We start from the raw sequence: 12,075 nt of genomic DNA, 5'->3' as shown, positions 1-12,075 counted from the left end.
AACTGTCAGGTGTCCGCAAAACGAGGCCCTAACCTACTGGAGCCTGGAAGTAGATAACCCAACCAATATGTGGATTGGGCACGTGCAATTTCCAATAGTTGAAGTGCCCTTTGACAGCAATCCGACTGCTGAAAACCATAGTTCTATCCTGTCCTCGCTTTACGACGGAGTCTTGTCGAGCCCGGTCACACCTACCACAGTAATTGGCTCATGGAGACGACCGAGGGCTAATACGCCGGAGACATGGCGCCAAACTAATTATCCCCGCGAATGCACGGCCCAGCTTTTGGCTTACTACAATGGTTCCGGTGGGCTATATATCGCCTGCCAAGATCCCAACGGGCTGCCAAAATTAATTTCTCCGATGATAGAGAAAGACGGAGTTACTATGGGTCTTGGACATTATCCTGGAACCCGCGGGCCAGAAAAAACAAAGTTGGCTTACGAGATTGCACTGGGAACATTTCATGGTGATTGGTATGCCGCCGCTGACATTTATAGGAATTGGGCAGCGAAGCAGCCTTTTACTTCGCGTAAACTAGCGCAGCGGTCAGATATTCCAAAATGGCTATTGCAGCCGCTGGTAGGTGTAACTTTTCCTATGCGGGGTCAGGCTGACTGGGATCCGCCTGCAGCTGTCAATCCTGAATATACTCCGGCAACCAATGCCTTGCCGTATATGGATAAACTGGCAAAGGCTTTTAACACGCCGTTGCTTCCTATTGTGTTCAATTGGGAACATTCAGGGCCATGGGTTCAGCCAGAGGCCTTTCCTCCGGTTGGTGGAGAAGCAGCTATGAAGAAATTCATGAAGATTGCCAAAGACAAAGGCTGGCATCCGGTGCTTTATGGCAATGGTATCAACTGGGTAGTTGGGCAGAGAAATACAGGATACAACGGCATGGAACATTATAAAACGCATGGAGGCGATTCGGCTATCGCGCGAAGTTGGAACGGTACATTGATGGGCGGAGCAGAGGGCGGATGGAGAAAGCTCTATCCAACCTGCGTTTACACTCAGCCTGCCCGGAAGATGATATTGGGAATGACTCAGGGAATGGCGAAACTTGGTCCTGAGGTGATTCAGCAATTTGACCAGGGGGTGGGTGCGGTACATTGCTATGCAACAGATCACGGCCATCCACCAGTTCCCGGTCCCTGGATGTCTGAAGCCTTCGCCAGCCTGCTCAAGCTTGATAATGAAGCGGCCCGGTCACAGAACCCGAACGCAGTGGTCTCATGCGAAGGTGCGCCGCCGGAAGTCTATTTGCAGGAATTTCAGTTTTGGGATGCCCGCATTGGTGGGGGCGGTTCACTGAATTGCGCTCTGTTCGCCTATATTTATCATGAATATATGCCAGCGCATTCAGGTGCTTACCTCAATTCGGTGAATGACGAAGCCCTTCGCGCATCAGTAGCAAGAGCCATTGTAAAGGGCTACATGCTCAACTTCACATTGCGTGACAAAGGGCAGATTGAGTTCGATTGGAATCATATTTGGGATCGCGCAATTCCGGATCAGCAAGCGATTCTGGACTGGAGTAAACGAGCGACCCATTTCAGAAATGGCGTAGCCCGCGACTTCCTGGTCTATGGACAAATGCAACAGCCTTTTACCATTACGGGGGTACCAACCAGGGATTACGGATATGGACCCGAGCCGTTGATTCAATCTGAAACCTGGAAAGCACCAGACGGGAGGTTCGGAGTGGCCATGGCCAATTATTCTGATAATAAACGGGGCTTACGTCTTGAGCTTCCGGGACAGGGAACGAAAAACATTGTCATCCACATCGATGATGAAAGTGAGACTCGCAGCGTGACCCTTCCTTATGTTGTCGATATGCAGCTGCCGTCCAGATCGCTGGGCTTGGTTGAGATCAAATAATTGTGAGAGAGAATAACCGATGGATATCAGTCGATAAAATGGCTTCAAAAATAAAAGGATAATTATGAATAATTTCACAAAGATCATCGGTCTGCTCTTTTGGTTCATTACAGGAAGTACAATCATATTTGCGCAGGAACATCAATCGGTTGAAGGATTTGATAAAGTGGAGTTTCATTACAATGCTAACAGGAGCGGCGCTGTAAGAGATTTCCGGGGGACTGTTACAGGCTACATGACTGGGGCATGGTGGTCTGAAAGTCAGCGGAAACATAGCATACTTTCCTGGAAAACTGGTGTTGTACCGAAAAAAAAGCCTACCGCGTTCTCTTTTATCGGATCAAGTTCAACACTTCCCGCAGAATTAACACATGGGCCGCTGGTAAAACTAAATATAAACGGAAAATATGCGCTTACCTTCCAGATAGGGTTCACACGTGACTTCACCTGGAAAGAAGGAGGATATGAATTGAAATACATTTCCAAACGGGTAGAATTCCCCTATGCGTATGGATGGCGGCAGATCCATTTGAACGGAAATAGCGGCATTTATCAGTTAAGTGTACCAGACTCAGTTATCGAGGCCGGTAAGCCTTCAGTCATTCAGGTAGAATTGCTGCCGTTTGAAAGATGGTCAAATGGCTGGTTTATGGTAAAAGCCAGGCGGGATGTGCTGAAGCAGTCAAGGGAAATACTTTCCGGTGAGATCGAAGCATTGAGGCAAGATATGGCCTCAGTTAACCTTCAAACCCAGATACTGGCCACACAGGTATACAGTAAAATGCTGGGTACAGATAAGTTTGAACATCATGTGGTCTATACAGACGGTTACCGTCACCTTCACCCGGCAGATATCATCAAGTTAAAGAACGGTGATATACTCATGATGGCAAGAGAAGCAGTAGAACATTTTGCCAGTGACGGTGATGTCATTATGCTGCGTTCAAAAGACGGCGGCAAAACATGGGGACAAAAGCAGGTGATTACCGGCATCAAAGACCTGGATGAACGTGAAGGTTGCGGCATCCAGCTAAAAGATGGAACCATTATAGTAGGGGTTTTTTATAACGCTTTGTACAATAAAGATGGCACCTATGATTGGGACAACCGAATAAAACGCACCAATGATCCGAAACAGCGTTCCCTGGGGGCACATATCATCACTTCAAAGGATAATGGCTATACCTGGTCGCAGGCTAATTTCATCGATACAAGAGACATGCCGTTTACCAATATTGAAGGGCCTACAGATGCGCCTATCGAAATGCCGGATGGCTCAATAGTGATGGGAATAATAGGCTATTCATTAGGTGGAGACGCTAAGAATCATGCATCAGTGATGATCAGGTCAACAGATAAAGGGAAGTCATGGAAGTATCTTTCTACTATAGCCAGCGACCCGGGAGGCAAACTGGGCGGTTTTATGGAGCCGGGAATTGTGCGTACAAAGTCTGGCCGCATTGTAGCGGGGCTTCGCAACCATGCACCGGATAATGCGATCTGGATGACTTATTCAGATGATGATGGCAAAACATGGGTACCTGCGTGGAAGACAGAGATGATCGGTCACCCCGTTGATCTGATCCAATTGTCTGATGGCCGTTTACTGGCCAGTTATGGCATCAGGCCGGGTATCCACACCATCCCCGGTGGCATCCGTGCATGCTTTAGCAGTGATAACGGAAAAACCTGGGATATCAATACTGAAGTTCAATTGCGTAATGATTTGATGAACGTAGATATCGGATACCCGGAGTCATTAGAATTGCCTGACGGGAGAGTGATGACGGTTTATTATTTTAGCCTTTTTGGAAAATATTTCCTTGGGAGCACTTTTTGGAAACCATAGTTTTACCAAACATATGTGGAATATTAGCTTTATCCGTGTCTTGTCCTGCTATAGCATTTGTAGATCGATATGGTTTAATGTGGATACTATTTGTCCCCTTGGCATTTGGCAAACCATGATTCTAATTCTGAAATAGTCATACAGCAAAAATATTGCTATTTAGAATTACAATCTAAGATTTTAGACAAAAAAATTAAACAAACCTGAAACATGAAGTTATGTATAGGGTTCAATATGAATGAAGATATTGCCTAATTCCGGTATTTGCGAATGTAATGTGTCCTGAAGTCTATGAGCCAGATCATGCCCTTTCCTCACCGAGATGTCCCCATCTACTATTGCATGCAACTCAACATGGTATCGCATTCCTGCTTTTCGGATAAAACATTTCTCAGTATCAATTATTCCACTGACATTCTTTGATTCATTGCGGATAATTTCTACAAGATCATCATACAGATGCTCATCCATTATTTCACCCAAAGCTGGCCTGAAAATTTTATAACTGTTATATAAAATAAAGCCGGAGGCAAACAGAGCTGCCCAGTCATCTGCATTTTCATAACCTTTCCCTGCAAGCAACGCAATTGAAATCCCTATAAATGCTGCGACGGAGGTGATGGCGTCGCTCCTGTGATGCCAGGCGTCGGCTTTTAATGATGAGCTATTGATCTCAATCGCTTTCTTCATCACTTTTCTAAAAGAGATTTCTTTCCAGATAATTAAAGCCCCGAGCAAAATCAATGTCCAGGGTTTTGGCAGATCATGCGGAGAGCAGCAGTATTAATATGTAAATAAAGAATTTGCTCACGTAACAAATATAAATAAAAAACCTGCCCGAATTTAAACCGCACAAAAAAATGATTCTGGATATATAATCCTCTTATCAGAATAACAAATTTCACGACAGCTGCGTTACCTGAAGCTCCGGAAGCGAAGCAGCACAACTATTTCAGTTCACTGAAATACCCACTCTGCTTATGTAAAGTAATATTCATAATATGGTAATTCGCTTTTATCTATCTTTGTAACGCAACTTTATTATCAAATCGATGCACGAGTCTCTAATTAAATATATTAACAGTTACACTTCGACGCCGCTTGCCGACAGCGAGATAGAGCTGATTAAAAATACATTTGTACACAAAAAAATAAGGAAAAGACAATACTTTTTACAGGAAGGACAGGTCTGTAAATTCAGCGCATTTATAGTTAAAGGTGCAATGCGGCAATATACTGTTGATGACAAGGGTGCAGAACATATTGTTCGTCTGTTAATTGAAAATTGGCTGGCCGTGGATCGTGAAAGTTTTGTGATGCTCAGCCCCTCGATTTATAATATTGATGCCTGGGAGGATACCGAGGTGCTGATCATTACAAAACCCGATTCAATGGACCTGTTTAATCAAATTCCGGTTTTAACCGAATGGAGACAGCATTTGGACGAACTTCATGCTTTCGCTGCTGAAAAACGATTGTCAGCATCAATTAGTTTTTCTGCTGAAAAACGCTACTCCGATTTCGCAAGCGCTTACCCCGAATTTTTGCAACGTTTTCCGCAGCACATGATCGCCTCTTATCTTGGCATTACCAAGGAAACCCTCAGCCGGGTACGCCATCAGGCAGCAAAAAAATAAAAATCGCTGCTTTACATTTCTTCATTTCCCCGCTGGTTCCGTTATCATTTGTCAATAGATTTTTTTATCATTTATCATCGTTTTAGGCCTTCCTCCTGATGCACCTTTGAATTATCAAATTCAATTTTATTATTAAATTCAAAAACGAAGATTATGAACAACAACAAATCAAGTGGAATCTGGGACTCAAAAGAATGCGCCCTGATCCTGATCGATTTTCAACCCGGAGTAATGAGCTACATCCGGTCAAGCGATCCCAAACTCGTCGAACTCAATGGACGCTATCTCGCCAAGGCGGCCCTGGCTTTTGATATTCCCATCATCCTGAGCACCGTCGGTGTCAAATCGGCAGGAAACCAGCCAACGATCGAATCACTACGTAACGAAATTCCTGATATTCCGGAAATAGACCGGTCCTCGATGGATTCATGGGGAGACAAGGGTTTCGTTGACGCGGTTAAGAAAACAGGGCGCAAGCGGTTGGTGATGTGTGGAATTTTAACGGAAGTGTGCCTGGCCTATCCCGTGGTTAACGCATTAAAGGACGATTACGAGGTCTGTTTTATCGCCGATGCCTCAGGTGGAGCATCAAAAGAAGCGCACGACATGGCTGTTTTGCGGATGATACAAGCGGGCGCCGTTCCAAATACAACAAGCGCTATGATTGCCGAATGGTTCCGGGATTGGTCAGGGCCGCTTGCTCCGGCTGCCAGGGAGGTTGTTGTACCATTTGTGAGGGAAACAGCAATGGTTCAGGACATATATTCCCGCATTGAAGCGAGCCAGGCAGCCGACACACGGGCAGCTGAGGCCTGGGCGGCAAAGAAGCAATCTGCGGTCATATAATTATCGTTTAGCGGCCATATCTGGAAGCTAATCAGAAAACCATCAACTATGGAAGGCTTGCCTGATCTTAGCGAGCCTTCTACTTTCTAACATGGCCTGCATTAATCATTTGTTAGGCTAGTTTAAAAAATATGAAAAATGAAAAAGAAAATCAGTTTCTCGACACAAGGACAAAGAGCCGACATTGGGGAATACAAAATTAACCGTATGTTACCCAACCGGTATGCAGAGGCAGTCGGTCCATTTGTATTTCTTGACCATGCTTTGCCAATAAAACATTCTCCTGACGAATCAGTTAAAAAAGTAAATGGAAGTGGCGCTCATCCGCATAGGGGCATTGCTACATTAACTTACATTCTCAACGGTGAAGCCGATCATCATGACAGCAAGGGACATCAGGAAAAAGTGAGATCAGGCGGAGCACAATGGATGAAAGCCGGCAACGGGATTATTCATGATGAAGTACTGAATGTTGATCCCCAATCAGATGACCTGCTGACCCATGCTTTTCAGTTCTGGATTAACCTTCCCGCTAAACAAAAAGCCGAACCACCAGAATATCTTCCGGTACAGGCAAGCGAGGTTCCTCAACAAAAGCTAAGTGACGAAAGAGGTTGGATCAAGATAATTGTGGGAGCGTATGAGCATCTGGCCTCCGCAATTCCAAATTACTCAAAACAGTTTTTATACCACATTCACCTGGAAGCAGGAAAAAAATTTTCCATCGACACGGAAAAAGGAATGCAATATGCTGCCTTTCTTCCGCTGCACAATGCCTTGATTAACGACACTGAATACCAAGAAGGTGAAATCATTGGATTTGACAGAAACGAGGGAATAATTGAAATCAGCAACAATTCCGAAGCTGCCATTGACATTATTGTATTCGGTGGTGAAAGGTATGCAGAACCAATTGCTGCCGGAGGACCTTTCGTAATGAATACTCAAACTGAAGTTGCTGAAGCCTATCAAGATTTTCATGCAGGTAAATATGGTACGATCAGCTATGGTTAAAAAATAAACGACATTTTAAAAGTACCGCCTACCTGGACGTTTATATCGTATGGCTTTTCGGTTCGCCCGTTTTTTATGTGGTTACTCCTAGTCGCCATTTATTATATTCAAAGGACAGAAGCAGCACGGCGATGAGATGGTACAGGAAGCCCTACTGGAGTTAAAATAAATCATGTAAATGCGCCATGAAAGTGCCGCAAAACTTTAAAAATTTTCGAAACTTAAGCGCGACAGATAAAGCAAAAATAACGATTTACACTATCCTGGCCCCTTTTAAAGATAATTCTCATCTGGATATTACTCGTTTTTCATCCCAGTGGGATTCGAGCCTACAACAAAACTTAAAATTAAAAAAGCACTGAATATCAAATAGTTATAAATAAAAGTAGGCAAAAAAAACGAACCTTTTAGGTTCGTTTTTTTTCAGCGGAGTATCCGGGAGTCCATAGCTGGATTGACGGAACCGAAAGCAATTATTTTCCCGCTCTTATTTCAACTCTTTCAGAGCATCAACCATTTCTTCAGTAATCATTTTTTTGTTGGAGGTGTTGCCCCAGAGATTCCGGATGTAATTCATTACATCCGCGATTTCATCATTTGCCAGACCTGGATTTGGCATAACGTTATTGTATTCAGTACCATTTACTTGGATTTTTCCCTGCAGACCGAATTTTATAGCGCTTATGGCTCTTTCCGGTGTTTTAACCAGAAAGTCCGATTTCGCCAGTGGAGGAAACGATCCGCTGACCCCCCGGCCATCTCCCATATGACAGCTAATACAGGTTTCAGCGTATATGACTTTTCCGCGCTGTATGCTTTTGCCGAGTTTATCGTCCTGATTTGATAAATGGGAAAGACCAAATATGGCTCCACAAAAAAGAATTGACAATATTTTCATGATTATAAATTGGCTAATACCAGGTATAACCTTTGGTTATGCCTGGTAATCATTTAAAAAAGATCAGGCCTTAGGACTGATACGAACAATTTTACCGGAATTTTCAAGCACTACATAGATGTTCCCATCGGGTCCCTGTCGGATGTCCCTTACCCGTCCGATATTTTCCAGAATGATTTCCCTGCTCAGTATTTTGTTCCCCTTCACAACCAGATGCTGCAGGTACATAAATTTCAGAGAACCAATCAGCAGATCACCGTTCCAGTCTTTAAACTTTTCGCTGGTAATGAAAGCCATGCCACATGGAGCAATAGAAGGCCTCCAGTAGATCAGGGGCTGTTCAAGTCCGGTTCGGGCGGTATCTTTTGAAATGATACTATTGTCGTAATCGATACCGAAGGTGATCAGCGGCCAGCCATAATTTTTGCCCCGCCCGATGATATTGAGCTCATCTCCTCCCTGAGGGCCATGTTCGTGTTCCCATATCACACCCGTAGTTGGATGAATGACCATTCCCTGTGGATTTCGGTGTCCATAGGACCATATTTCTGGTCTGGCACCATCTGTCTTCACGAATGGGTTGTCAGCCGGGATTTTTCCGTCCTCGTGTAAACGGATAACTTTTCCCTGGTCTTTGCTTAGATTTTGTGCGTTCTCCTTTTGTCCGCGTTCCCCAAGAGATAAAAAGACATAGCCTTTTTTATCAAATATGATCCGCCCCCCGAAGTGTGGAGTAGATTTTACATTTGGCAGGGCCTTAAACAGCACCTGAATGTCCGTGAGTTCATGGTCCCTAAGTTTAGCACGGAGCAATGCAGTGTTTGCACCTCCATCCTCTCCTTCTTCACCATCGGCTTTTGGGGAGGAATAGCTAATGTAAATCCAACCATTGGATTTGTAATCAGGATGGAGTGCAATGTCAAGCAATCCTCCCTGACCTTTGTACAGAATTTTAGGGAGACCGGTTATCTCTATGGGATCTAATATACCATCCTTTACCAGGCGTAATTTCCCAATGCGTTCGGTTACCAATAATCTGCCGTCGGGTAGAAAAGCTGTCGCCCATGGCATGTTGAGCCCGGTAACGACCGTTTCAATCTTCAGGTCAGCGGCTGTCATTTTCCTGTTGGTATGTTTTTCTCCAGGGATATCTTTACTGCCCATCAGCAAAAGGGAACTGCCAAGCAGCAGCCCCCCTAAAGCAACAGTAAGACTTTTTTTTCGTGAAATGTGCTTATTCATGATTTTAAGTTTGATAACTGATTCTGATGTTAAGGCAATAGCTCCAGTTGGTTTAAATGTTTGGTGATGAATTCAATTTCTTCGCTGCTGAGCTCAATGTTTAGTGCTGCAGCGTTCTGCAACGCTTGTTCTGCGTTGCGTGCGCCGGCCAGAGCAATAGTTATTCCCGGCTGCTGAACCGTCCAGCGAAGGACCAGCTGGCTGAGAGACGCATTTTTTTCCTGAGCCAAAGGTTTTATTTTATTTAGGAACAGGTTTACTTTCTCCAGGTTCTCGTCTGTATAGAAATGTATCGCTGACCTATGGTCATCTACACCAAACTTGTAGCCTGGTTTCATTTTACCAGTTAATAAACCACGCTCCAAAGGGCTGTAAGCCAGGATAGCTTTATTGTGCTGAATACAATACGGGACAACATCCTTTTCAATATCCCTTTTCACCATGCTATAGGGAACCTGATTGGAAACCAGTGGAACATACCGTTCAGCCTGGCGCATAAGCTCAGCACTGTAATTGGAAACGCCTGCGTATCGAACTTTTCCCTGTTCAATAAGCCGGGAAACAGCTTCCATACTTTCTTCAACAGCCGTAGTCTGATCAGGCCAGTGTATCTGGTAAAGATCAATATAATCAGTACCGAGCCTTCTCAAACTATCCTCACATTCTTTAATGATACTGTCTTTACCTGCATATTTGTAAATATCAATGTCCTTCCCGCTGTTGTCTTTGCTGCGCATCGCAAGATCTCCCTTTTGGAGGTCCCAGCGCATTCCATATTTAGTCAGCAGTTGTACCTTGTCCCTTGGTATGTTTTTGATTGCTTCTCCAACAATTTCCTCACTGAGACCTTGCCCGTAAATCGGGGCGGTATCAATAGAGGTGACTCCGACGTGATAGGATTCCTGGATGGCCTTTACTGCTTCATTTCTCTTCGTGCCGCCCCACATCCATCCCCCTGCCGCCCAAGCGCCAAAGGTAATCACTGAAACTTCAAGGTCTGAGTCTCCTAATTTTCTATACTTCATAGTGTTAAAAATTTTATTTTTATTTATATTAGTAGCTTAAATGATATTTTCATTCATTGAAATGCATTACAAATGAACGTCTAAATATCCTTTTGCACAATAACTTAGAAATTTGTGAGTTACTCCTAATAAACTTAGTTGTCACATAAAATGAGAAAATTAACTTCCACGAATTATCATAACCAAGCCTTTCTGCAGGAAAAATGTGCGTTAAACGAGCTGATCTACCTGCTAAGCAAGCGTTGGATGACCGATGTACTGTTTAGCATAGAGGAAGGAAATAACCGCTTTTCAAGCCTGAAGGATGACCTTAAGCACATTAGTGATAATGTCCTGGCCGAACGGCTTAAAGCCCTTGAGCAGCATGGTTTGATCCTCCGTAATGATACTTTTAAGGAAGTACCTGCCAGGGTAGAATATCTTTTAACGCCAAATGGAGAAAAATTGAGTGAAGTATTGGACGGCATGTGTCAGTTCGCTGAAGGCCATATGGAATTCCCATCCTAATCATCAAATCATAACCAGTAAAGATTCCATTTCCTGGTTATGGGCTTGTTGAAATGCAAACGATAATTCCGACAATCCGGCAATATCCTCGGGACGATTTTCACAGATTTCAACAAATTGCTGTTGTAATTTATGCTGCCCGTAATAATTTAAGACCCAGTTTATGGCCATGCCGTATAAGTAAGGATAAATATCTTCTGTAGAGCAACTCCACGCATCATCAGTTAAAGCTGCTGAAAAATATTATCCAGCAGCTTCTCCCTCCCAAATAATAACTATTTATTAAAATGCCATAAGCCGACCTGTTTTATATTTACAACTGATTAGTCAGGTCTTCCATTGTTTGTTTGTCCGTAATAAAATCCAAAGATGAATTGAGACATTTATTCATCGTCCGTCCTTAAAACTATGTTATGGTTCTACTTGTAAAAAATGAGCTGATGCTTTATCGAAGTAGTAGGTGCAATTGGTATGTGCCTGCAAAATACTTGCAGGATATAAATTGCTTATTGGTTGTTCTATCGAGTTTTTCACAGCTTCCGCCTTCCTGCTATCTGGTACCGAACAAATAATGTGTTTTGAGCTCATTATCTGTTTTACAGACATGCTGATTGCTTTTTTAGGTACCTCATCTATAGATTTAAACCATCCCTCTGCAAATTGCTGCATACGGCACCCTGCTTCCAGATCAACAACCAGGTATGCTTTTTCTGTATTAAAGTCAGCAGGAGGATCATTGAAAGCAAGATGGCCGTTTTCGCCAATACCAACAAGTGCGATGTCAATCGGATTTTCGGCAATGATCTTACCAAGGCGTTCACATTCTTCCTGCGGATCTGAAGCTTCTCCATCCACCAAGTGTACTGCCTGCAGGGGTGCAACGTTATTGAGAAATCTTTCCTTGAGGTATTTTCTGAAACTTGCGGGTTCAGTCTCCGGGAGTCCGATATATTCATCAAGGTGAAACATCACTACTTTACTCCAGTCAATTTCTTTGTCGTCTATTAACTGTTTTAGTGTTTCAAACTGGCTGGTTCCGGTTGCTAAAATAATATTGGCTTGTCCTTTTTCTGAAATAACTTGTTTAATCAGATGTGCTGCATTTTTGCCGGCCGCCTCACCCAGCTTCTTTGGATCGTTTTCTATAAAAATATTCATTGTTTTTTTAT

Annotated in this window: 11 protein-coding genes; 6 read left to right on the top strand and 5 right to left on the bottom strand. The window is 43.6% G+C overall.

The features are described from left to right. Positions 1–436 precede the first annotated feature (436 nt). Together VK541_RS22375 and VK541_RS22370 are read left to right on the top strand one after the other, a co-directional pair. Positions 437–1,888 carry a DUF6259 domain-containing protein gene (locus tag VK541_RS22375; RefSeq protein WP_324372777.1) on the top strand — a complete coding sequence of 484 codons (1,452 nt, stop codon included), beginning with the start codon at positions 437–439 and terminating at the stop codon, positions 1,886–1,888. 64 nt (positions 1,889–1,952) lie between these two features. Next, positions 1,953–3,737, top strand: a complete 1,785-nt coding sequence (locus VK541_RS22370) for a sialidase family protein (RefSeq protein ID WP_324372776.1) — start codon at positions 1,953–1,955, stop codon at positions 3,735–3,737. A gap of 216 nt (positions 3,738–3,953) precedes the next feature. Here the strand turns inward: VK541_RS22370 and VK541_RS22365 are convergent, their stop codons facing one another. Then, positions 3,954–4,499: a cation diffusion facilitator family transporter gene (locus VK541_RS22365; protein WP_324372779.1), complete on the bottom strand. Its 546-nt coding sequence runs from the start codon at positions 4,497–4,499 to the stop codon at positions 3,954–3,956. 290 nt (positions 4,500–4,789) lie between these two features. Between VK541_RS22365 and VK541_RS22360 the strand changes: the two genes are divergently transcribed. The 3 genes from VK541_RS22360 (at position 4,790) to VK541_RS22350 (ending at position 7,234) form a co-directional block, all read left to right on the top strand. Beyond that, the gene (locus VK541_RS22360; protein ID WP_324372775.1) at positions 4,790–5,374 is read left to right on the top strand and encodes a Crp/Fnr family transcriptional regulator; all 585 of its coding nucleotides are present in this window, start codon (positions 4,790–4,792) and stop codon (positions 5,372–5,374) included. 153 nt (positions 5,375–5,527) lie between these two features. Further along, a complete protein-coding gene (locus VK541_RS22355; RefSeq protein WP_324372774.1) occupies positions 5,528–6,220 on the top strand; it encodes an isochorismatase family protein in 693 nt (230 codons plus the stop codon). A gap of 138 nt (positions 6,221–6,358) precedes the next feature. After that, positions 6,359–7,234: a pirin family protein gene (locus tag VK541_RS22350; RefSeq protein ID WP_324372772.1), complete on the top strand. Its 876-nt coding sequence runs from the start codon at positions 6,359–6,361 to the stop codon at positions 7,232–7,234. A gap of 487 nt (positions 7,235–7,721) precedes the next feature. Here the strand turns inward: VK541_RS22350 and VK541_RS22345 are convergent, their stop codons facing one another. From VK541_RS22345 to VK541_RS22335, 3 genes are all read right to left on the bottom strand, one after another. Then, the gene (locus VK541_RS22345; RefSeq protein WP_324372771.1) at positions 7,722–8,132 is read right to left on the bottom strand and encodes a cytochrome c; all 411 of its coding nucleotides are present in this window, start codon (positions 8,130–8,132) and stop codon (positions 7,722–7,724) included. 63 nt (positions 8,133–8,195) lie between these two features. Beyond that, the gene (locus tag VK541_RS22340; protein ID WP_324372769.1) at positions 8,196–9,374 is read right to left on the bottom strand and encodes a PQQ-dependent sugar dehydrogenase; all 1,179 of its coding nucleotides are present in this window, start codon (positions 9,372–9,374) and stop codon (positions 8,196–8,198) included. 29 nt (positions 9,375–9,403) lie between these two features. Next, positions 9,404–10,399 (bottom strand): aldo/keto reductase, encoded by a 996-nt coding sequence (locus VK541_RS22335; protein ID WP_324372768.1) that lies wholly within the window; start codon positions 10,397–10,399, stop codon positions 9,404–9,406. Between the two features lie 150 nt (positions 10,400–10,549). On the opposite strand from VK541_RS22335, the gene VK541_RS22330 reads away from it, so the two are divergent. Further along, the gene (locus VK541_RS22330; protein ID WP_324372767.1) at positions 10,550–10,906 is read left to right on the top strand and encodes a helix-turn-helix domain-containing protein; all 357 of its coding nucleotides are present in this window, start codon (positions 10,550–10,552) and stop codon (positions 10,904–10,906) included. Positions 10,907–11,317: 411 nt separating this feature from the next. Here the strand turns inward: VK541_RS22330 and VK541_RS22325 are convergent, their stop codons facing one another. Further along, on the bottom strand, positions 11,318–12,064 hold the full coding sequence (locus tag VK541_RS22325) for a glucosamine-6-phosphate deaminase (protein ID WP_324372766.1): 747 nt from the start codon (positions 12,062–12,064) through the stop codon (positions 11,318–11,320). Between the last annotated feature and the right edge of the window lie 11 nt (positions 12,065–12,075).

The sequence above is a fragment of the Pedobacter sp. genome (assembly GCF_035317785.1).
Taxonomy (GTDB): Bacteria; Bacteroidota; Bacteroidia; order Sphingobacteriales; family Sphingobacteriaceae; genus Pedobacter.
Note: the sequence above shows the minus strand (reverse complement) of the source record. Positions and strands in the feature narration are given on the sequence as shown.